This is a genomic window from Alloscardovia venturai (assembly GCF_042676605.1).
Taxonomy (GTDB): domain Bacteria; phylum Actinomycetota; class Actinomycetes; order Actinomycetales; family Bifidobacteriaceae; genus Alloscardovia; species Alloscardovia venturai.
Genome location: NZ_JBHTHQ010000021.1, coordinates 831,724 through 853,151, shown reverse-complemented (window position 1 = coordinate 853,151; position 21,428 = coordinate 831,724). Strand labels below are relative to the sequence as shown.

The window sequence follows — 21,428 nt, the reverse complement described above, 5'->3', positions numbered from 1 at the left end:
AACGTGCACGGTGCTATGGAAGGTGACATCCTCGTCGCAACATGGGGGTATGACCAAACCAACTGGGATTAGAACCAACGTACGTGATCGGTATCTTCTGGAAGCATGTCTCCAGTCTTATAGTAGAACACGCCTGTTGTACCGGATTGAGGTTTTGTGACAGATACTGTCGCGGAATATCCTCCGGAAGTGAGAGAGAAAGAACCTGTATTCTCTTCACTTGTCGCCGCGAGATTACGACCCTCAACCTCGAACTCGCCAAAACCACGAACATTATCTAGATTATTAATATTGTCGTTAAACGTTACTACAGCATTGTGCGTGGTAATCGCTAGGGTTGCGACGTTAGCTCCATCAATGTTGAGCGGAATAGATTTGGAGTAGCCCTCACACCATACACGGTGCCGCTGTTCGTCCAGTTCACGGTAATGGTGTCGCCACCGTGAATTTTTTGAGCATAGTCGTCGAATGTGAAAGAGACCGTTGTTTTTCCACTATCGTTAATATGTGTTGGGTTAACGGTGAGTGACGTTACATTATTGCTTACGTCATTTCCTGCGGCACGTGCTGTACTCGCTGGTACGAATGATATAAGCATCGCAATAGTGGCGACAAACGCTAGAATAATCTTTGATAGAGGTGACTTGCGCTGCATGCTAATCCAGCCAAGAAGTCCCCCTCGCTTTATGCATTTCAATCCTTCCCTAAGAAAATGTTTAGTTACGGTTACGGCGTAGAGCGTCATCTGTGTTACTGATGAGCTGCGTAATTTCCGCAGAATTTTCTTATTTTTATAGTTGAAAGAAGTTATACGCAATCTATAAAATAGTGGTATCTGACAACGGTACAGTATTTTGTAGAGTTATCTTCTTTCTTCTCTATATACTACTCCGCTCGGTTTACATTAACCATCGCAAATTTCGTTTTTGTACAAATATTGAGTGATAAGTGACAGATTTCGCTATGGTGTAAGTTTTATCCAACTTATGCTTTACTTTTGCCGCAACGTGAGTACTATAGAGAAGTCTTACAAGGGGAAGTGAATGGCTCAATTACACACGGCGAAAAAACAGGATGCATCGGATTCATCTCGTTCATCTAGGTCATCATCTGATTTTTTAAAGCATTTATTTGTGCCGGTTTATATGCCTGCTATTCTCTTTTCTACAGGCGAGGGCGCTCTCATCCCTGTAGTGCCTCTGACAGCAAATAATTTGGGTGCTCCGCTTGCTATCTCCGGCTTGATCTCAGGTCTGCTCATGATAGGTGTCGTGCTCGGAGATATCCCGTCCTCGCTTCTGGTCAAGCGTTTTGGCGAGGCGTTTGCCATGCGCACTGCCGCTATTATGGCTATCGTTGCCGCAATTATTTGCTGGAAAGCGCCTAATCTCGTTGTGCTTGCTGTCGGAGTTCTTGCCATTGGAATCGCTTCAGCGACGTTTAATCTTGCACGTCATGCGTTTTTGACCGAATGGACGCCATTGTGGTTCCGCGCTCGCGCGATGTCACTACTTGGTGGCACAACTCGAATCGGCAATTTTATCGGACCGTTTCTCGCCTCGCCTGTCATAGCATTTATCGGTATTCAATCTGTGTATTGGGTACATGTGGTGATGTGCGTGAGCGTGCTTGTCTTACTTGCTATTATGCAAGATCCAGAAGCAATTATCGCGCGCGACTCTGAAGCAAAAGTAGCGCATGATAAGCGCATGGAGTTTGCCCGTCAGGCTCAAGAGAAGGCAGTTCTTCAGTCTCAGCACGAAGGCGGCAAGCAGAAAAAGCAGCTTGCAATTGTCACCTATTTCTCGATTCTTGTCCGTATGGGTACTGCTGCGGGCATACTCCAAATGATGCGAGCAGCACGTCAGGTGATTTTGCCGCTATGGGGTACACAGCTGCATATTCCAGAAGCGCGCATTGCGCTTATCACAGGAATCGCGGGAGCAGTAGATTTGTCGCTATTCTATACCTCTGGTCAGGTCATGGATAAGTTTGGACGTAAGTGGGCTGCTATTCCTGTACTTCTCGGTATAGGGTTGTCATTTATTGCAATGCCGCTCGCACACCAAGAATGGAGTTACGTCGTCGTTGCTATCTGCATTTCTTTGGCAAACGGCTTAGGTTCAGGTATCGTGATGACGCTAGGATCTGACTGTGCTGCAAAGTTTGCGCCTGAAGATATGCCAGGATTCCTCGGTGGTTGGCGCGTGTTTACCGATTCTGGATCAGCAATTGGCCCGTTGGGAATTTCTGGAGTAACCGCTCTTGCTGGGCTTCCTGTCGCAGTGATAGTGATGGGAGCGGCGGGTCTTCTTGGAGCGTATATGATGCAGCGTTACATTCCGCGATATGTGGGAAGGTAGCAGGTACTAAAAGAGAACACGAGCCGCAAGCCTGTACGTGCCATAACTAGATTTCTCAAGTTGTATCGAATTCTTCGTACTTTCTTGGTGAGGTAATACCTGCAGCGAGGGCAGGGGACAATTCGCGGATAGGATTAATTGTGGTTTTTGAGGTTATGCATCGTCAATTTTTGAAGGTTTAAGAAGTATATCAATAATGACGATTTCTTGATAAATCAAGCCGATGGGACCGGATTTACTCCTCGACCAACCAGTACTTCGTCCCATCCTTACTGCGCTGTACGACTGAGCAGTCCACAGCGTAACGGCGAATTACCACAGGATCTTTCACAAGCATGGCAAGTCGAGAAGTAAATTCAGGCTCGGTGAGCCAGTCTCGGCCATTCATATGAACACTAAATGCGCGCTCGTCCCAGCTCAGAGGCAGATTTTCGGTGGGGATAGGCTCTGTCTCAAGAATGTTCAGTGGTCCGAGGAGAGCATTTAGTTCATTGATACGCTGACTGATGACCCCACTCGAAGACTTGTCGCCCTCAGATGTCATCCAGGAAATCTGGCGAAAAGGCTTATCAAGACTACTATCTGTCACCGTAGCCTCAGCAGATGTGAGTAGCTCAATCAGGCGGGTCTTGAGTTTCGGAGTGCGAAGAGTCGTTAAAAGTATCCGATACTCGCGAACAGTACGTGAAAAGGTATCTGTTAAAGCTATACTTTTATTGTATTATCGTGCTATGCCTATTAAGTTTCCTGAGGGACTTCCCGCAAAAGAGATTCTTGACGCTGAGCGAATTTTTGCAATGAGCGACCGTGATGCACAGCAGCAACGTGTACGCCCGTTACGCATTGTCATTTTGAACCTTATGCCAAAGAAAATTGAGACGGAGACGCAGCTTCTTCGTCTCATGTCTAAGTCGCCGCTCCAGTTGGATATTGATTTCATGCGTATGAGATCTCACGAGTCGACGCACACGAGCGAAGACCATCTTATTAAGTTCTATGAAACTTTTGACGCCCTCAAGGAAAACTATTATGACGGTTTTGTCATCACGGGAGCTCCAGTAGAGCATTTAGACTTTGAGCAAGTAGATTACTGGGATGAGCTGACCTCTATCATGGATTGGGCGCAAACACATGTGTTTTCTACCGTATATCTGTGCTGGGGGGCGATGGCAGGGCTCTACTATCGTTATGGAATTACGAAACACGTTGAAGATCACAAAATTTTTGGTGTGTTCGAGCAGCAGCTTCAGGACGAATACAACTTTTTGACTAACGGTTTCGACGAAATTTGCTTACAACCTCACTCACGTGTGGCAAGCATGGATGAAGCTGAAATCGATGCGTGTGGTGCACTTCAAGTTCTTACTCGAGGTCAAATAGCGGGTTCGGGACTTATCGCGACGAAAGATTTTTCTGAAGTCTTTATATTGGGGCATTGGGAGTATGTGCGTGATACGTTAGCGTCAGAATATGAACGCGATATGAAAAAAGGCTTGGATAACGTCCCTTTCCCTACGAATTACTATCCTCATGATGATCCACATATCGCCCCTCTTTTCTCGTGGCGTGCGCATGCAAACTTATTATGGCGCAATTGGTTGAATTGGGTATATCAGACGACGCCATACGACGTGAAGGAGATTCCTGAACTAAAAAGAGCTGGAAAGCTTGGCACAGACCGCAATATTAAGCATGAACCAGCTGCTCCTCGCAAGGACAATTATGCGCCATTTGTAGGCACGGCATATGGTGTGCACGACATAAATAGATGAGCATAACGTGCGGAGAGGGATGAGAGGTGATCTGAAAAGATGTGTGACACTCTGGTCGTGATGTAGCGAGTCGAACGTGTCAAAAATGTCACGCTATAAGGCGTACACTGGAAATAAATGCGCTGATGCAAACAGATTGTCTATCTGGAGAGTAAGGTAGATGGCTGTTTGCATTTTGCATACATAGGGAGGTAAACATATGGGATTAGCTCACACATTCGCTCTGGGACTGAGCGTTTTAGCTTCCGAGAATGAACCAGAGCTTCCTTCTCTTGAAGACTTCCTCCCTCCAGAAATCCTCTTTGCTGGAACGCCTTTTGCTATGAATCGCATTATTTTCGTGCGGTGCATTGCGACTGTAGCTATTTTGCTTATCCTCGGTATCACTGCAGCGCGAGCAAAGGTTATGAAGCCTAGTAAGTGGCAGCTTGCTATTGAATGGCTCATTGAGTTTGTACAGAACCAAATCGTGTATCCAATCATGGGCGAGCTTAAAGGCAAGCGCTACTTGCCGATGATTACCACGATGTTCTTGTCCATTCTTGTTTTCAATCTTTGCGGTGTCATCCCGGGAGCAAATATTGCAGCGACAGCTACGGTTATGATGCCTTTAGCGTTCGCATTGTGGACGATGGCGCAATATTGGATAGCAGGCATTCGTGCACATGGTATTTGGGGATATTTGAAGGAAGAACTCTTCCCAGCAGGCGTCCCGTGGCCTGTGTATATCTTGCTCACTCCTATCAAGCTCTTGGAGATTGTAATTATTCAGCCGTTCTCCTTGACCTTGCGACTTTTTGCAAACATGATTTCTGGACACCTTCTTGTGGCGATTATGCTTGCAATGACTGATTTTTACTTACTAAAGACGCCAAGCATGGGACTTCATTTCGTGGGTCCATTGTGGTTCATCGGCGGTTTTGCATTAACAGGATTTGAAATGTTTGTGGCAGCGCTGCAGGCATTTATCTTCTCCATCCTTACGTGCGTGTATATCAATCAAAGTTTGGGTGAAGAATAAATAGACTTTGTGTTTGGCTGGAAACAGTGAAACGCGGTAAATAACGAAAGGACAATCATGGATCTCGTAACACTCGCAGCAGTTGCTGGTAACATCAGTGTTCTCGGCTACGGTTTAGCAGCTCTTGGCCCTGCTATTGGTTTGGGTATTATGTTCGGCAAGGCTCTTGAGTCTACCGCACGCCAGCCAGAAGCATCCGGCAAGCTCAACGTGATTATGTACATCGGTTTGGCAATTATCGAAGTTTTGGCTCTCCTTGGCTTCGTGGCATTCATGATGGCAAAGTAAGAGAACCTCTACATATTCGTATCGTTAAGAAAAGCTAAGAAGGAAAGGAGGAGAATATGACTACAGTAGCAGCTGGTGGAATTGAACTGTTCGTTCCTAAGGTTTATGACATTGTGTGGTCCGCTATTATCCTCGCCATCCTCGTAGTCTTCTTCTATGTTTTCTTCATGCCGAAATTCAAGTCCATATTTGAAGAACGTCAGGATAAGATTCAAGGCGGTTTCGAACGTGCGGCTAAGGCTCAGGCAGATGCTGAAGAGACTAAGAAGCAGTACGAAGATCAGTTGAGGAACGCTCGCACAGAAGCTTCTAAGATTCGTGATGATGCTCGCAGTGATGCTGCAAATATCATTGCAGACGCGAAGAAACGGGCTGAGGCAGAGGCTGCACAAGTTACAGCATCTGCGCAGAAGTCTATCGAGGCACAGCGTGCACAGGCTCTTGTCAGTCTCAAAGGAGAAGTTGGTGCGATTGCCACTGCTCTTGCTGGCAAGATTTTGGGTAGCAAATTGGAAAGTAGCGACGTTCAGTCTTCCATGATTGATGACGCTATCAATGAACTTGAGCATTAAAGGAGGTGACTTATGCATAGTGAAGCATCGTTAGCATCGAGAGAGCGAGCTCGACATGAATTTGCGGGTCAGCTCAAAGATAAGGGCGAAAATGCTTTAGAGATTGCACGTCAGCTCCTTGATATCACTGCTGTACTCGATTCTAATGCTCGTCTAGAGCGGTTGCTGACTGACCCAGGACGACAGCCGCAGGAACGTGTAGCTTTGGTGGATAAGCTCTTTGAAGGTAAGGTGGATGCTTTGACCCTCGAAGTAGTACGCTACCTTGCGCGTCAGCGCTGGACTAAGGCACGTCATATCGCTAGTGCGATGGAAGATGTAGCAGTAGATGCGACATTTAGCTATTGCGATGCCCGTGGCACGACATCACAGGTTTCCGCAGAGCTATCTCGCGTACATTCGGCATTGCTTAATATGCCTGAAGTACTTTCTGGTCTATCTGATAATCGCGCTTCGTGGAATGCTCGTAAGAATCTTCTCAATGCAGTAGTGAAGACAGATGATTTACTTCCTACTACGCGATTCTTGATTGACCACGTTGCGCATCAGCCGCGTCGTCGTCGTTTCTTGTCTGCGTTGAATTGGCTTACTGAGCGCATTTCTGAGCATGAAGGTGACCGCGTAGTTACTGTAACTACAGCAGTGCCACTTACTGATGAGCAGCGTGCGCGTATCAATGCTGCATATACGAAGAAATTAGGCACGAGTGTCTATATCAATTCCATCGTGGACTCTCGAGTCCTCGGAGGAATGCGTATCCAGCATGGCGCACAGGTAACTGATACCACAGTAGTAGCACAGTTAAAGACTTTGCAGCGGACTTTGAGCTAAGTGCATTCGTAGAAGAAATACGAACATCAAGTTCACCGTTATATCGCTGTAAAAAAATAAAAGGAGTGAAAATGGCAGATTTGACCATTGATCCCGCCGCTATTCGTCAGGCGTTAGACGAATTCGTCGAGTCCTACACTCCGTCCAACACTCCAACTCAAGAAGTTGGTTATGTCAAGACGGCGGGCGATGGTATCGCCCACGTTGAGGGCCTTCCAGGCTGCATGGCAAATGAACTTTTAACATTTGCTGATGGCACCCTCGGTTTGGCGTTCAATTTGGACCCTCGAGAAATCGGTGTGGTTGTTCTTGGTGACTTCGAAGGTATCGAAGAAGGCCAGGAAGTTCGCCGCACAGGCGAAGTTCTTTCCGTTCCAGTTGGCGATGGCTATTTGGGTCGTGTCGTTGACCCATTAGGTCGTCCAATTGACGGACTCGGAGAGATACCTAGCGAAGGTCGACGTATTTTGGAGGCTCAGGCTCCAGACGTTATGCACCGTCATCCAGTTGATGAGCCAATGGCTACTGGTATTAAGGCAATTGATGCTATGACACCAATCGGTCGTGGTCAGCGTCAGCTCATCATTGGCGATCGTCAGACAGGTAAGACTGCTATCGCAATCGATACCATCATCAACCAAAAGGCTAACTGGGAGTCTGGCGACCCTAAGAAGCAGGTCCGTTGCATTTATGTAGCAGTGGGGCAGAAGGGTTCTACCATTGCATCTGTTCGCGGTGCTTTGGAAGATGCCGGCGCTATGGAATACACCACTATCGTGGCATCTCCAGCATCTGATTCTGCAGGTTTCAAGTACATTGCTCCATATACTGGTTCTGCAATTGGTCAGCATTGGATGTACAACGGCAAGCATGTTCTCATCGTCTTTGATGACTTGAGCAAACAGGCAGAAGCGTATCGTTCCATCTCCTTGCTTCTTCGTCGTCCACCTGGGCGTGAAGCTTATCCTGGTGATGTATTCTACTTGCATTCTCGTTTGCTTGAACGCTGCGCAAAGGTATCCGATGATTTAGGCGGCGGTTCCATGACTGGTTTGCCAATCATCGAGACTAAGGCAAACGATGTATCTGCATACATTCCAACAAACGTCATTTCCATTACAGATGGTCAGATCTTCTTGCAATCTGATTTGTTCAACGCAAATCAGCGTCCTGCAGTGGATGTAGGTATTTCTGTATCTCGTGTAGGTGGTGCTGCACAGACTAAGGCATTGAAGAAGGTATCTGGTACCTTGAAGATTTCCTTGGCGCAGTATCGCTCACTTGAATCCTTCGCGATGTTTGCTTCAGATTTGGATGCAGCGTCGAAAGCTCAGCTTACGCGAGGCGCTCGTTTGACAGAGCTTTTGAAGCAGCCGCAGTACTCTCCATACTCTTCCGAGCAGGAAGTAGTTTCTGTGTGGACTGGTACTCACGGCAAGCTTGACGATCTCGATATCGCTGACGTTCTTCCATTCGAGAGGGGGCTGCTTGACTATCTTGCTCATAACACCGATATCCTCGATGTTATCCGTGAGACAGGTGACTTCACTTCGGAGACTGAAGAAAAGCTTGATGCTGCTGTAGATGCCTTCCGCGACACCTATGTCAAGGTGGATGGTACTCCACTCTTCGACCATACACAGGATCCAGATTTCGTCCCAGCTGAGGTAGAGCAGGAAAAGCTCGTAGCTCGCAAGCAGAAGGAAGCAGATAAGTAATGGCTTCTCAGCTCGCATTTAAATCACGCATTGCATCAACTGAGTCTTTGGAGAAAATCTTCAACGCTCAGGAGATGATTGCGTCTTCGCGTATCGCTAAGGCACGTGATGTTGCTTTGGCAGCGAAGCCATATTCGGATGCGATTTTCCATGCTGTGAAAGCTATGGCTTCTCATACAGTGCTTGACCATCCAATTTTAGGCAAGCACGAGGCAAACAACCGAGTAGCTGTATTGGCATTGACCTCTGATCGTGGTATGGCAGGTGCTTACACATCAACCATCATTCGTGAAACAGAGGCTTTGCTCAACCGTTTGGAAGACGAGGGCAAGAGTCCTGAACTCTTCGTGTACGGTCGCCGCGGTGTGTCGTACTATAAGTACCGCAATCGCGATGTGGCAGCTACATGGGAAGGGCACACAGATGCCCCTGGCGTCGAAGTTGCAGAACAGATTGCGCGCACTCTTTATGAGACTTATATGAAGTCCGCTGCTGAAGGTGGCGTATCTGAGTTCTACATTGTTTTTACTGAGTTCATCAATATGGTGACGCAGAAGGTGCGAGTCATTCGCATGCTTCCAGTAGAAGTAGAACTTGTAGATGACGATTATCAAGGTGTAGTAGAAAAGGACAAGAAGTCCTCTGCATCTGTGACTACTTTTGGTCATGATTCTTATCCTCTCTACAGCTTTGAGCCGAGTGCTGAACATGTGCTTGACCACATTTTGCCTAAGTATGTGCAGTCGCGAATTCATGAATGCCTGCTTACAGCAGCAGCATCGGAAACCGCTAGCCGTCAGAATGCAATGCATACCGCTACGGATAACGCACGAAGCCTCGTTGAGGAGTTGACACGTAAGCTCAACGCCTCCCGTCAGGCTTCCATCACTCAGGAACTTACCGAAATCATCGGCAGTGCTGACGCACTGAATAACGAGGAAGAATAGGAGGACGCCCAATGGCACAGGAAACTACATCTCCTGCACAAGGCCGCATCATTCGCGTCCAGGGCTCAGTTATCGATATTGAGTTCCCATTCGGACACTTACCAGATATCTATAACGCTTTGACCACCGAAATCTCCGGTGTTCAAGGGGAAGAGGGCTCAACCTCGACCACCATTACTTTGGAAGTTGAACAGCACTTGGGTGACTCCATCGTTCGTGCTGTGGCTCTCAAGCCAACCGATGGTTTGGTTCGTGGTGCTGCCGTTACTGATACCGGTCATCCGATTGAAGTGCCTGTAGGCGACGTTACTAAGGGACATGTCTTCGATGTCTCTGGCAACATTTTGAACGCTAAAGCAGGTGAAAACATTGAGGTAAAGGAGCGTTGGTCCATTCACCGTAGCGCGCCAGCATTCGATCAGCTCGAGTCCAAGACTGAGATGTTCGAGACCGGTATTAAAGTTATCGATCTTTTGACACCATACGTTCAGGGTGGAAAGATTGGTCTGTTCGGTGGCGCAGGCGTTGGTAAGACTGTTCTCATTCAGGAAATGATTCAGCGTGTAGCGCAGAATCACGGTGGTGTGTCTGTATTTGCTGGCGTTGGTGAACGTACCCGTGAGGGTAATGACCTCATCGGCGAAATGGAAGAAGCAGGCGTCCTCGAGAAGACCGCTCTTGTATTTGGCCAGATGGATGAGCAACCAGGTACGCGCCTTCGCGTTCCATTGACTGCATTGACCATGGCAGAGTACTTCCGTGATGTTCAGAATCAGGATGTGCTCTTGTTCATCGATAACATCTTCCGCTTTACTCAGGCTGGTTCTGAGGTATCTACATTGCTGGGGCGTATGCCGTCTGCAGTAGGTTATCAGCCAAACTTGGCTGATGAAATGGGCGCTTTGCAGGAGCGAATTACTTCAACTCGTGGTCATTCCATTACGTCCCTTCAGGCTATTTACGTGCCTGCGGATGATTACACTGACCCAGCGCCTGCGACCACGTTCGCTCACTTGGATGCAACGACTGAGCTCGCTCGTGATATCGCTGCAAAGGGTATTTACCCTGCAGTAGACCCATTGAGCTCTACCTCACGTATTTTGGATCCACGTTATGTAGGTCAGGCTCACTATGAGACTGCAAACCGCGTGAAAGCTATCTTGCAGCGCAACAAGGAGCTTCAGGATATCATCGCGTTGATTGGTATCGACGAACTGTCTGAAGAGGATAAAACCACCGTTGCTCGTGCACGTCGTATCGAGCAGTTCCTCGGTCAGAACTTCTACGTGGCAGAAAAGTTCACAGGTCGCCCAGGCTCCTATGTCTCTGCTGACGAGACCGTTGAGGCGTTTAAGCGCATTTGCGATGGCGTGTATGACAATATTCCAGAGCAGGCGTTCTCTGGTATTGGCGGTATCGATGATCTCGAGCGCAAGTGGCATGATATGCAGAAGGATTTGGCATAATGGCTGACACTGCAAGCGTAATTGACGTTAACATTGTCGCTGAGAATCGCCCTTTGTGGAACGGTCAGGCGAAGTCTGCCATAGTTCCATCCTTGAATGGTTACATGGGCATTTTGGCTGATCATGAACCAGTGTTGGCAATTGTTGGCAATGGTAATGTCACCATTAAAACTGTCGATGGTGAAGAACATGCTTTTGCTGTTGAAGGTGGATTCATCTCCTTCGAAGACAATACACTGACCATTGGCGTGGATAAGGTGCTTGACTAAGCGTCAATACAAACGCTGAACATTCTACAAAAGCTCGTTTCGCATGATTCCAATGATATGCGGAATGAGCTTTCGTCTATTTCAAACAAAATTAAAAGAGTTAGAGGTCTGCTCTTCACCTTAAGATAGTACCTGAAACTTTAAAGAGAAAGAAAAGACGTGGATACCATGAATTCACCTATGGTTCAGACTTCAAAGTCCCAAAGCAACCCATTTTTGCTTCGCATCGTTAGCGCAGCGATTACCATCGTTGTTGCTGTCCTCGGCATCGCAATTCTTTTTGCACCTTTGATAACCTCCCAGGCTGTAAGCAACAGCTCTGACGCATTGGTTAGTGGTACTTCTTTGAACGGCAACATGTTCAACTTGGATAACGATAACGCTGCAGATGTCCGCAATGTCAAGGATCAGCTTAATTCTCAGGTAAAGCAGGCTCAGTCTGCTAAGGAAGAGTTCGACGGTATCTCCCCAGAGATGAAGTCTATTGCTAAGGAGCGAGGCTACGACGTAGATGCGATTATTTCTACCGTAGATAAGCTCATAGATACTGCAGACAAGACTTCTAAAAGCATTGACGTAGTTGCAGGCGATTTCGATGCGTTCAACAGTATCAAGACTTTCGGCATTATCTCCGCTGTTGTTGGTTTTGTTACTTTGCTCCTCGCAGTTGGTTCCGTCATTACTAAGCGTATGAGCGTTCTTGGTGTGCTCGCAGGCGTTGCATCCATCGCAGACGGCGTGGTTCTCTTCATCGCGCACGGCAAACTTGCAGCTGCAATCGCACAGTTGAATGCTGACTATGGCACCATGCGTTCTACCGCTTTGGATCTTGCGAAGATCTACAAAGACTTGGCTAAGGCGACTCAGCAGAGCGGTGTGGATGCTACTCAGCTCGAGAAGTTTCCAAAGACTCTCATAGACCCATCTGCAGCAATGAACTTCATGACTGTACTCGGCGTTCTCGCAGTCCTCGCTGGTATTTTTATTGCAGTTGCTTACATCATCAAGGTCAACGCTCCTGAGACTCCTGCATTTGAAGGTCCTGCACAGGCTCACGGCTACGCAGCTCCAGCAGCTCCTGTTACTCAGCCAGCTGCTCCAGCGACACCTGTGACACCTGTGACACCTGTGACACCAGCAACACTGGAAACCTCAGAGACTCCGGTAACACAGCCAACTGATTCTACAACTCCCGATCAGCAGCCACTTGCATAAGTGAGTGTATGAAGGAGTTACTTTAATTTGAAGAGCGGTCGAAAGGCCGTTCTTTTGCGTTTTATGGGGACAAATTTAGACTGAATGGCTTGCTAAGGTCATCGCGACCAAGTACGGTAGAGCGCATGAGAATCATCGTGGCTGACTGTTCTGCGCAGTACTCTGGACGTTTAAATGCCTCGCTTCCTCGTGCGAAGCGAGTAATCCTCATTAAGGCAGACCAATCCTGTCTTATCTTCTCGGAGCTAGGCTCCTATAAGCCTTTGAACTGGATGGCAGCTCCATGTACACTGCGCGAAATCAATCCAGAATCGCCACGCTATCAGGCGATTGAGGATTCCATGGGATTCGCAGATGTTCCTCTCTATCTTCAAGCCATCGCAGATAAGAGTGACGACATATTAAACATTGCTCTGTGGGAAGTACACAGCGACAGTGAGTACGACCTTGGTGAAGATCCAGGCCTGGATAAGGACGGGGTAGAGGCGCATCTTCAAAAATATCTTGCTGAGCAGATTGAACGCGCAGGAGAAGGTATGAGGTTGGTACGCCGTGAGTATCCGACTCCTATTGGGCCTGTGGATATCATGGCAATTGATGGGCAGGGTGAGCACGTCGCTATTGAGATTAAGCGTCATGGTGGTATCGATGGGGTGGAGCAGTTGACTCGCTACTGTGAATTGCTTAATCGTGATGCACTGATTGCGCCTGTGCGCGGAATTTTTGCTGCGCAAACTATCACACCTCAGGCGCGTACTCTTGCGGAAGATCGTGGCTTTGAGTGTCTGATTCTTGACTATGAGGATATGAAAGGCGCTCAATCTGATGAGTTAGTTCTATTCTGAAATTCTAAAGGTTACACTTTTTGCGCTGTCCTTGGATTCATACTTAGAACCGATTAGAACATCATGATGCATGTACGCAAGCTCGGCACTAAAAACTCCGTACCAGGCGATAGATGAACCTAGTACGGAGTTTCTTAAATAATGACAAGAAATAAAATATTACCGCCGCTACTGTGCATCGAGGATATCGACGACAAAGACCAGCGTTGAATTTGCAGGAATATTCGTCTGTGCTTGATTTCCGTAACCTAAGCTTGGCGGGATAATAAGGAGCACCTGAGAGCCCACCTTCTGACCGGCGAGACCTTGAGTCCACCCCTTGATAACTTGTTGCAAGGAGAAAGTAGCAGCAGCTCCACGAGTCCATGAACTGTCGAAAGGCTTACTAGCATCGCCACCGAGCACCCAGCCTGTGTAGTGAGCAGTGATAGTGCTCGTCTCCTTGACGGTTGCACCTTTGCCTTGGATGAGCGTCTGAACTTTAAGCTGCCCGTCGGACTTATACTTTTTCAAGTTTTGTGCGTTAATGCTTGGAGCACCATTTTTTGCCAAAGTAATCTTCGGAAGTGAAGCATCAATTCCTGTTACCTTATCGCCGGTGGCACGAGTTGGGATAGTCTTCGCAGATACAATGGTGAGTGCCATGATGTATGCCGTCGTCTCTGTGCTGGAAGACTTCGATGAGGATGATTTTGAGCTCGACGATGTTGAGGAGCCGGAAGAAGAAATCCCCAACGCTACAGTGGAATTTACACGAAGCTGCTTAAAAAGATTGTAGAAGCTTGACTGCATGCTCTTCGAAGAGAATGTTGAAGTACAGTCAGCGGAGTTTTCCCACGTAGAGCTGACTTGCTTACCAGTTTTAGGGTCAAAGACGATTTGCTGCATGCATAGCTTTTGACCTTCTTTGAAAGTGGCTCCGTCGCCTTTCTGAATTATTTGATATGAATTATTTGTGACCTTAAAAGGTGTCTTGAACTTGACAGTTGGCTTCGAGCCAAGTTTCCCCTGAGCAGAAACACCCGTCATAGGAGTAAGACCAGAGATAGCATTTGATGAGCTAGAAGAATTTCCGCAAGCAGCTGTAAATACAAGCGTAACGGTCGCTATGAGTGCACCGACTGCGCGTAAAACTTTATGAGAATTAGTATGCATGTCTCTAGCCTACCGTGAAGAGCGGAGATGGCTTTTTATACCTCAACATGTAAAATAGTTAGGTTATGAATAAAAAAGTAGACTCTTTAGCGCACAGTAGTGAAGTGTCCCCACAGAAGCGCACGTGGACTCGTCCACGCATCATGCGCGGCATTGTGACGCCAGTGCTTATCGTTCTCGCATTTATGGCGCTTGTAATGGCTATCGTGAGCATGACTGTACTTAAACCAAGTAAGATTGTAAGTGCATCAGCTCAAACTTCAGCGAAGTATGTCGTGACAGATGAAGGTGTAGCGAACGTCGTCAGCTCGCAGATGACTTTTACTGCTTCGAAAGCGTCGTCTTCTTCGCAAGGAGACGTCTGTGTAGCAGTGGCAAACAGTGATGACGTCGATGCGTGGATGGCAGCACAAGCTGTTCGATACACTGCAATTAGCGGTCTATCGAGCTGGACACAGCTATCCACGAAAGACGTTTCTCAATCAGGGGAAGCGACCCAATCTGTTGCATTTGCTGACTCCGATTTATGGCAAGAAATAAAATGCTCAGGCAAGAAGTCTCAATCTGCTACCGTAAGCCTCAGTGGAATTACTTCGCAGCAGCGAGTCATAGCATACAGTAAGAATGGCGTATCCCAGGTCAGGATTCAGTGGACCCGTGATGAGTCTCAGCGATCCGGCTCAGGAGGTCCATGGTATGTCATCATGGCTGCCCTTGCAGTAGCAGCTCTTTTGTCGGGTACGTGGCTTTCGAGTTCAGATCCATTTGGAGTAGAGCGTCGTAAGCAAGTTCGTGCAAATCAGTTGGCAGCGAAGGAAGCTGCGCTTGCTGCGGGCGAACCGATAGTTCCTGGCGTGAATGCTCCGTATGAGCCGTATAAGAAGAAGAGTCGGACAGGTATTACGCACCGTACAAATACGCGACCATCTCTTCTTTCTAAACTTTTTGGCAAACAAGATACAAATAGTTCTAACGGCTATAGCAAATCATCTCAGACAGATGCGCAGACAACTGAAACGGTTGTCGATCCAAGTTCGGTCAATCTTGTCGCATCTACCGGTGCAGGAGCTGCAGATACACCATGGTCTCCATCCCTTATCAATCGTCCTACTTCAGGAGATGACAAGGCAAAAGGGAGTGGTCAAAGTTCTCACTCTGCAAATCTTTCAGGAGAAGAACTCCTTGAATATCTTGCGCGTCTTGCGGTGGAAGAACGCTCGAGTAATGATACCCCTACAGAATCTACTGAAGCTTCTCAGCCGAGTGACTCTATACATGATGCACGGGAACAGGAGAAAGCATGATATATCGTCGAGTACTGATGAAACTTGCGGCAACTGGCGTAGTGTGTGCCTCTGCCGTCGCTTTGGCAGCATGTACACCGTCGCCTCAGAAGGCTGATTCGAATGCGATAACTCCTGTTGTGACGACTACGCAGGAAAAGGCTATTCGCACTAAAATTATTAAAGCGATTAATAAGGCTGATGCAGCACGTGACACGAATGCGCTCAAAGAACAGATGCTTGGGCCTGCACTTGAAGTGCGTACAAGTCAGCTCAAGATAGCTTCGGCGACGAATAACTTGGATTCTTCCACTGCAATTCCTCAAAGCTTGAGCCAATCTGTCGTGTCAACGTCTCAGACGTGGCCGCGTAATCTTTTTGCGATTACTACTGTAACTGACACTCAACAGTCTCAGCGCCTGCTCGTATTAGAGCAGCAGAAGGCAACAGCAAATTATAAGGTATGGGGTTTGGTTCGTCTCATGCCTGGTGTGCAGATGCCTAAATTTAAAGTAGCCACTATAGGCTCTACCCAAGGCGACGCGCAGACGAGTGGTCTTAAGGCTACCCCGGCTGAAGTGGCCAAGCGGTATGCAGATGTGCTTGAGAACGGCGCAAAAAGTAAGTATGCAAACGACTTTGCAGATGATGCATTCCGTACAAATCTGCAGACACTCACCGACAGCGTGCAGCAAGCGATTGCTCAAAATGAAGGAATGCAAAGCCAAACGTACACTGCACATACAAAAGATATCAAGGTCTTGGAAACTGCAGATGGAGGGGCGCTCGCAGTGATACAGATTGATTCTGTATGGACACGTACAGCAGGAGGAGACCGACAATCCCTTCCGGCTTCTGACTCGGAGAAAGCACTTTTCGGAGACACCAAAGCTACAAGTGCATTAGAGGTGGACTACGTCAATGAGGTAGCTATATATATTCCTAAGGTGGGGTCTTCCGAAAAAATTCGCACTGTGGGAGCAGAACGTCAGCCAGTCGCGGTAGAAGCAAAGTAACACGTACGCAGCTGGTTATATGTGCATGTGAACATATAACCAGCTTTTACGCACAGGTGATGTAGATAAATTTCGTATAAGTTTCGTACGAGTTACGCGAGTGACGAGTAGTACAGAAATGAGGTATGACATGGCTCAAGATGAATATCGACCAGGGTTTTCTATGGCAGGAGCTGTAGATTTGGAGGCTCTGAAGCATAAAGCAGAAGCAGCGATGGGAGAGGATGGCGGTGCTCCAGCTGCTGGTGGCTATGTGATAGATGTTAATGAGAATAGTTTTGAGGCGATGGTTAACTCCTCAAATACTTTCCCTATACTCATCCTCATTTGGTTGCAAGATGATGAGCGTTTCTTCGACGTAGCAAAGAAACTTGCCGACATGGTAGCAAAGCTCAATGGTCAGATGCAGCTTGCCCGAATCGATGGAACATCGAATCCGCAGATTGTGCAAGCGTTGCGTGTGCAAGGTGTGCCTGCACTGTTCGGTCTGGTAGGTGGCCGTCCTATCCCGATGATGCAGGGCATGCCTACAGAAACGGAACTTCAGCAATTGGAAGAAACGCTTTTTCCACAGATTATTGCTATGGCGCAGCAGTCGGGTGTTACGGGTACTGCGCCGTTTATGGAAAATGGGACGAGTTCTGGTTCTGAAGGGGATGCTGCGAGAGCAGGTGATGCGACTCATGCTGAGCCTGAAATTCCTGCAGGACATGAGAATGCTCATGAATTAGCTGCTGGTGGTCACTATGTCGAAGCTGCTGAAGCGTATACAAAGCTTGTAGAGCATAATCCCCATGATGCGATTGCTGCTCGTGAGCGGGCAAAATGTCTGCTTTTAGCACGCAATGGTAGCTCGGATGTTCGTGTCATTCGTGCGACTGCGGCAGACAATCCTGACGATGTTGAGGCGCAATTGAATGTGGCGGACATTGATATGATTGGTGGACAAATTCAAGATGCGTTTGGACGGTTGCTTGATTTCATACCTGGTCATCGCGATGACATGCAGCAGATACGTGAACGTTTGGTAGAGTACTTCGCTATTCCTGAACCGAATGACCCTCGTTTGCGTGCGGCACGTCAAAAGCTCATGACTTTGATGTATTAAGATATATTTCGTTCGCTACCGAGGTACGCGAGTTTCGTTTTCGCCTTGGTTCGTTACACTAGGAACGATGGGTCTGTAGCTCAGCGGATGAGAGCGTCAGTTTCCGGTACTGAAGGTCGGGGGTTCGAATCCCCTCAGGCTCACGAAAAGGCTCACAGATGTGGTGTGTCGAGATGTCGGTCAGATATCTCGACACATTTATATCGTTGGCTATATCGTTGACGTTTTGCTTCAAAAGGTCTGGTTAAGGATTTGATCAAAGGACGCGGTTAAATCTGGTCAAAAGGTGCGACATCACGAGTCAAGAACACTTTATACAAAAATTTCAACTTTTGAGTTTCTTTAGATTCATGATTTGTAATTCTTAAATTAAACCCGTAAAAAGGATTGTGTGCACAAGTGCGTATAAATATATGCGATACACGCGTATCCCGCATAAAATCATGTGGAATACTGTAGGTTTTCGACCTCTGAAAAGTCGGGTTAGCGGGATTTGAACCCGCGGCCCCTTCGTCCCGAACGAAGTGCGCTACCAAGCTGCGCTATAACCCGTTAGTCTCCTAGCATACTCGAAGCCTGTCCAATTAGTGTGAAGGTGGGTCGTGATTGATATCGCAAGCATAAGGGATATCGGCATGATGATATCGCAGTGAGCTTTATACTATGCGGGCTATGCGGTTTATGCGACTTTGGTGAAGATAGGCAGTACGTATAACTAGAAAGTACAAGACACTATTATTCGATAGATAATAGATATTCGTGTGTCTGAGGAAGTCTCTGTATAAGGTATTGAGTACTCTAGAGCACAGATAATTACTGATTTCAGTATGATACACGAGTATAAATTTCGCATGACGAGCGAGACACACAGTTTGAGGAATTATGACAGATTTGAATGAAACTTCGCAGTTGGAAGAGGCTCAGTCGCCGGCAGGAATGAGCACTGTCGAGCGCGCAGAACTTTTACTGAAGCAGGATGAAACCATCGATGAGCGCATAAAGAGTGGTGCAACTCTTGATGATGCAATTGATCCTGCTAATGAGCATTTTGGTTCTCATGCACATCCTGAGCAGGTTCAGATGCGTGTGGCAAAGCGCTCTTTGATGATGAAGAATGGTGTAAATCCGTATCCTGTAGAGCTGCCTATTACAACTACTATTGAGCAGGTTCGTGCTGATTATGACGGCAAGCTCGAAGCCGGCGAAGAGACAGATAAGGTCGTCGCACTCGCAGGTCGCGTTATTTTCTTGCGCAATGGTGGTGGATTGTGTTTCGTGCAGCTCGCTGCAGGGGATGGAACTCCTATCCAGGGTATGCTTTCGAAGAAAGAAATTGGCGCTGATAGTTTGAAAGAATTTAAGCAGCTCGTAGATTTGGGAGATCATCTCTTCCTCAAAGGTCGCGTTATTGCTTCCAAGACAGGTGAGCTTTCTATCTTTGCAAGTGAGTGGAAGATTGCTTCCAAGTCGTTGCGCCCGCTTCCAGCGCTCCATAAGGAACTCAATGATGAGCAGCGCACTCGTAAACCGTACCTTGGCATGATTGTGGATGGTAAGATGCGCAAGATGGTGCGTAACCGTGCCTCCGTCGTTGCTTCTTTGCGTCGTAACTTTGATAACCGTGGCTATATGGAAGCTGAAACTCCTATGCTTCAAGCTATCCGTGGCGGAGCGGCTGCGCGACCATTTACCACACATATCAATGCGTTTGATATGAACCTTTTCTTGCGTATCGCTCCTGAACTCTTCTTGAAGCGCATGCTTGTCGGCGGCATTGACAAAGTCTTTGAAATCAATCGTGCATTCCGCAATGAAGGTGCCGACGCTACTCACGCTCCAGAGTTCACTACTCTCGAGGCATATGAAGCATACGGTACTTATGACACTATGGCTGAGCTTACCCAGTCTCTCGTGCAGCAGGCGGCAATCGATACTTTCGGATCTACGACGGTAACTCTTGCCGATGGTTCAGAATATGACCTTGGTGGTACGTGGCGTCAGCTTGATATCTATGAGTCTTTGTCTGAAAAGCTCGGCGAAGAAATCACACCTGAGACTTCCGTAGAAACCCTTGAAAAGTTTGCAGATAAGCTTGAAATTGAGCGTGAGAAGGTAGAAAATCACGGAAAGCTCGTAGAAAACTTGTGGGAGCACTTCTACACCGAAAATCCTCATCAACTCTGGGAGCCGACCTTCGTACGCGACTTCCCTGTGGAGACTTCGCCGCTCACTAAGTCTCATCGTTCGAAGCCTGGCCAGGTGGAGAAGTGGGACTTATATGTCCGCGGATTTGAATTGGGTACTGCTTACTCAGAGCTTAATGACCCGGTCGTTCAGCGTGAGCGCTTTGTGGCTCAAGCGAAGATGGCTATGGCTGGCGATGATGAAGCAATGGATATCGACGAAGACTTCATCGAGGCACTTGGTGTAGGCATGCCACCAGCAGGCGGTATGGGCATGGGCTTGGATCGCTTGCTCATCGCGTTGACTGGCGCAACCATTCGCGAGACGATTACTTTCCCGTTGGTGAAGCCTTTGAATAACTAGGTAAGTTTTTATTTTTTAAGACATAAGGAGCTTGGAGTCCACATGAGTGGCGTGAAGTTATTCTGGAAAGGATCGCGTCCGCTCACGTGGGCTCTTTCTGTATGTCCTGTTTTAATTGCGGCAATTTCCACGCGACTAGACGTTGTGTGGGACACGACCATCGTGGGTCGTCCGTCTGTCGCTGAATACCCCGCTCTTTACGTCACATTGTGCGTAATCGTTGCATGGAGTTTACAAGTCGCAGCGAATTTCATCAATGACTATTACGATGGCGTGTCAGGGATAGATGACACACGTGATTCGAGCGCTCCTCTACGGGTTAATGTATCGCAGGAAGGGCGTAGATTTGCTTACCTCTCGGCTAGCGGAATGGCGTTGCTCGGCATCGTGTCAGGAATTGCTGTAGTGGCTTTAAGCAAGCAATGGTGGCTCCTCGTCGTGGGAGTGGTATGTCTCGCTGCAGTCGTAGCTTATTCCGTTTTCTTTGCTCGTTTGGGGCTAGGAGAAGTGATTGCGTTCATTTTCTTTGGCCCAGTCGTAGTGTGGTGTGTGCAGTGGCTTCTTATCCGTGCGATAGGCGTGTGGGGCATCGTAGCTGGAGTACAAACAGGATTACTTTCGGCGGGCGTCATGCTTGTCAATAATCTGCGTGATAAGGAGTCGGACGCTATATCTCATAAAGTGACCATCGTCGTGCGATGGGGGAGAGTTACTGGGAATCGGATATTAGCTTTATGCCTCGTAGCGGTGTGGACATTGCATGCGGTGCAGTGCTTGAGTGTTCTTATGCTAGTGCATTGGCATACGTCGGCGTGGAATGTGCTGCTTATCGTCGTTGGCTTTATCGTCAGCGCGGTTACAACGCGGGTAGCGATGTGCGGTGCAGTATATGCGCGTGAGGATTCGCGGATATATCGTCTCGTATTTTTTGCGGTTCAGACATTTATGGTACTCCTGACTGTCCAGTACGCTCTCGTGTTACTCGTCTTAAACCCTGCTTAAACTAGGAGAC

General features: G+C 47.7%; 20 protein-coding genes and 2 tRNA genes. 18 read left to right on the top strand and 4 right to left on the bottom strand.

All coding sequences use genetic code 11. The features are described 5' to 3' along the window. Positions 1 to 331 precede the first annotated feature (331 nt). The gene (locus tag ACFQY8_RS07060; RefSeq protein WP_377939180.1) at positions 332 to 655 is read right to left on the bottom strand and encodes a hypothetical protein; all 324 of its coding nucleotides are present in this window, start codon (positions 653 to 655) and stop codon (positions 332 to 334) included. Between the two features lie 388 nt (positions 656 to 1,043). Here ACFQY8_RS07060 and ACFQY8_RS07055 point away from each other — a divergent pair, with 388 nt between their 5' ends. Then, a complete protein-coding gene (locus ACFQY8_RS07055) occupies positions 1,044 to 2,363 on the top strand; it encodes an MFS transporter (RefSeq protein WP_377939179.1) in 1,320 nt (439 codons plus the stop codon). Between the two features lie 235 nt (positions 2,364 to 2,598). Here ACFQY8_RS07055 and ACFQY8_RS07050 read toward each other — a convergent pair whose 3' ends face one another. After that, positions 2,599 to 2,952, bottom strand: a complete 354-nt coding sequence (locus ACFQY8_RS07050; protein WP_377939178.1) for a DUF2087 domain-containing protein — start codon at positions 2,950 to 2,952, stop codon at positions 2,599 to 2,601. A gap of 142 nt (positions 2,953 to 3,094) precedes the next feature. On the opposite strand from ACFQY8_RS07050, the gene ACFQY8_RS07045 reads away from it, so the two are divergent. The 11 genes from ACFQY8_RS07045 to nucS all read left to right on the top strand — a co-directional run bounded on the left by ACFQY8_RS07045 (position 3,095) and on the right by nucS (position 13,307). Next, the gene (locus ACFQY8_RS07045) at positions 3,095 to 4,135 is read left to right on the top strand and encodes a homoserine O-succinyltransferase (protein WP_377939177.1); all 1,041 of its coding nucleotides are present in this window, start codon (positions 3,095 to 3,097) and stop codon (positions 4,133 to 4,135) included. Between the two features lie 199 nt (positions 4,136 to 4,334). Next, positions 4,335 to 5,156 (top strand): F0F1 ATP synthase subunit A, encoded by an 822-nt coding sequence (gene atpB / locus ACFQY8_RS07040; protein WP_377939176.1) that lies wholly within the window; start codon positions 4,335 to 4,337, stop codon positions 5,154 to 5,156. A 57-nt stretch (positions 5,157 to 5,213) separates the two neighbouring features. Further along, on the top strand, positions 5,214 to 5,444 hold the full coding sequence (atpE, locus tag ACFQY8_RS07035; protein ID WP_377939175.1) for an ATP synthase F0 subunit C: 231 nt from the start codon (positions 5,214 to 5,216) through the stop codon (positions 5,442 to 5,444). Positions 5,445 to 5,500: 56 nt separating this feature from the next. Beyond that, complete coding sequence (locus ACFQY8_RS07030) at positions 5,501 to 6,016, top strand: F0F1 ATP synthase subunit B (RefSeq protein ID WP_377939174.1); 516 nt, start codon at positions 5,501 to 5,503, stop codon at positions 6,014 to 6,016. Between the two features lie 12 nt (positions 6,017 to 6,028). Continuing rightward, positions 6,029 to 6,847: a F0F1 ATP synthase subunit delta gene (locus ACFQY8_RS07025; protein ID WP_377939173.1), complete on the top strand. Its 819-nt coding sequence runs from the start codon at positions 6,029 to 6,031 to the stop codon at positions 6,845 to 6,847. Between the two features lie 71 nt (positions 6,848 to 6,918). Further along, the gene (gene atpA / locus ACFQY8_RS07020; RefSeq protein ID WP_377939172.1) at positions 6,919 to 8,565 is read left to right on the top strand and encodes a F0F1 ATP synthase subunit alpha; all 1,647 of its coding nucleotides are present in this window, start codon (positions 6,919 to 6,921) and stop codon (positions 8,563 to 8,565) included. Beyond that, the gene (locus tag ACFQY8_RS07015; protein WP_377939171.1) at positions 8,565 to 9,512 is read left to right on the top strand and encodes a F0F1 ATP synthase subunit gamma; all 948 of its coding nucleotides are present in this window, start codon (positions 8,565 to 8,567) and stop codon (positions 9,510 to 9,512) included. Before atpA ends, ACFQY8_RS07015 begins: the two co-directional genes overlap by 1 nt. A gap of 11 nt (positions 9,513 to 9,523) precedes the next feature. After that, complete coding sequence (gene atpD / locus ACFQY8_RS07010) at positions 9,524 to 10,978, top strand: F0F1 ATP synthase subunit beta (RefSeq protein WP_377939170.1); 1,455 nt, start codon at positions 9,524 to 9,526, stop codon at positions 10,976 to 10,978. Continuing rightward, positions 10,978 to 11,247, top strand: coding sequence for a F0F1 ATP synthase subunit epsilon (locus tag ACFQY8_RS07005; protein WP_377939169.1), 270 nt, complete (start codon positions 10,978 to 10,980; stop codon positions 11,245 to 11,247). The genes atpD and ACFQY8_RS07005 overlap by 1 nt, the downstream gene beginning before the upstream one ends. Positions 11,248 to 11,427: 180 nt before the next feature. Next, on the top strand, positions 11,428 to 12,462 hold the full coding sequence (locus ACFQY8_RS07000) for a hypothetical protein (RefSeq protein ID WP_377939168.1): 1,035 nt from the start codon (positions 11,428 to 11,430) through the stop codon (positions 12,460 to 12,462). 125 nt (positions 12,463 to 12,587) lie between these two features. Further along, on the top strand, positions 12,588 to 13,307 hold the full coding sequence (nucS, locus tag ACFQY8_RS06995) for an endonuclease NucS (protein ID WP_377939167.1): 720 nt from the start codon (positions 12,588 to 12,590) through the stop codon (positions 13,305 to 13,307). A gap of 168 nt (positions 13,308 to 13,475) precedes the next feature. Here nucS and ACFQY8_RS06990 read toward each other — a convergent pair whose 3' ends face one another. Then, complete coding sequence (locus ACFQY8_RS06990) at positions 13,476 to 14,462, bottom strand: FKBP-type peptidyl-prolyl cis-trans isomerase (protein ID WP_377939166.1); 987 nt, start codon at positions 14,460 to 14,462, stop codon at positions 13,476 to 13,478. A gap of 65 nt (positions 14,463 to 14,527) precedes the next feature. On the opposite strand from ACFQY8_RS06990, the gene ACFQY8_RS06985 reads away from it, so the two are divergent. From ACFQY8_RS06985 to ACFQY8_RS06970, 4 genes are all read left to right on the top strand, one after another. Continuing rightward, positions 14,528 to 15,766 (top strand): hypothetical protein, encoded by a 1,239-nt coding sequence (locus ACFQY8_RS06985; protein WP_377939165.1) that lies wholly within the window; start codon positions 14,528 to 14,530, stop codon positions 15,764 to 15,766. Continuing rightward, entirely contained in the window at positions 15,763 to 16,761 is a 999-nt protein-coding gene (locus tag ACFQY8_RS06980) for a hypothetical protein (RefSeq protein ID WP_377939164.1), read from the top strand. Before ACFQY8_RS06985 ends, ACFQY8_RS06980 begins: the two co-directional genes overlap by 4 nt. Positions 16,762 to 16,891: 130 nt before the next feature. Further along, on the top strand, positions 16,892 to 17,869 hold the full coding sequence (locus tag ACFQY8_RS06975) for a tetratricopeptide repeat protein (protein WP_377939163.1): 978 nt from the start codon (positions 16,892 to 16,894) through the stop codon (positions 17,867 to 17,869). A 69-nt stretch (positions 17,870 to 17,938) separates the two neighbouring features. Further along, positions 17,939 to 18,012, top strand: a tRNA-Arg gene (locus ACFQY8_RS06970). Between the two features lie 335 nt (positions 18,013 to 18,347). Here the strand turns inward: ACFQY8_RS06970 and ACFQY8_RS06965 are convergent. Then, positions 18,348 to 18,421, bottom strand: a tRNA-Pro gene (locus ACFQY8_RS06965). Between the two features lie 330 nt (positions 18,422 to 18,751). Between ACFQY8_RS06965 and lysS the strand changes: the two genes are divergently transcribed. Together lysS and menA are read left to right on the top strand one after the other, a co-directional pair. Continuing rightward, positions 18,752 to 20,416, top strand: coding sequence for a lysine--tRNA ligase (lysS, locus tag ACFQY8_RS06960; protein WP_377939162.1), 1,665 nt, complete (start codon positions 18,752 to 18,754; stop codon positions 20,414 to 20,416). A gap of 42 nt (positions 20,417 to 20,458) precedes the next feature. After that, the gene (gene menA, locus ACFQY8_RS06955) at positions 20,459 to 21,418 is read left to right on the top strand and encodes a 1,4-dihydroxy-2-naphthoate octaprenyltransferase (protein WP_377939161.1); all 960 of its coding nucleotides are present in this window, start codon (positions 20,459 to 20,461) and stop codon (positions 21,416 to 21,418) included. The last annotated feature ends 10 nt before the right edge of the window (positions 21,419 to 21,428 follow it).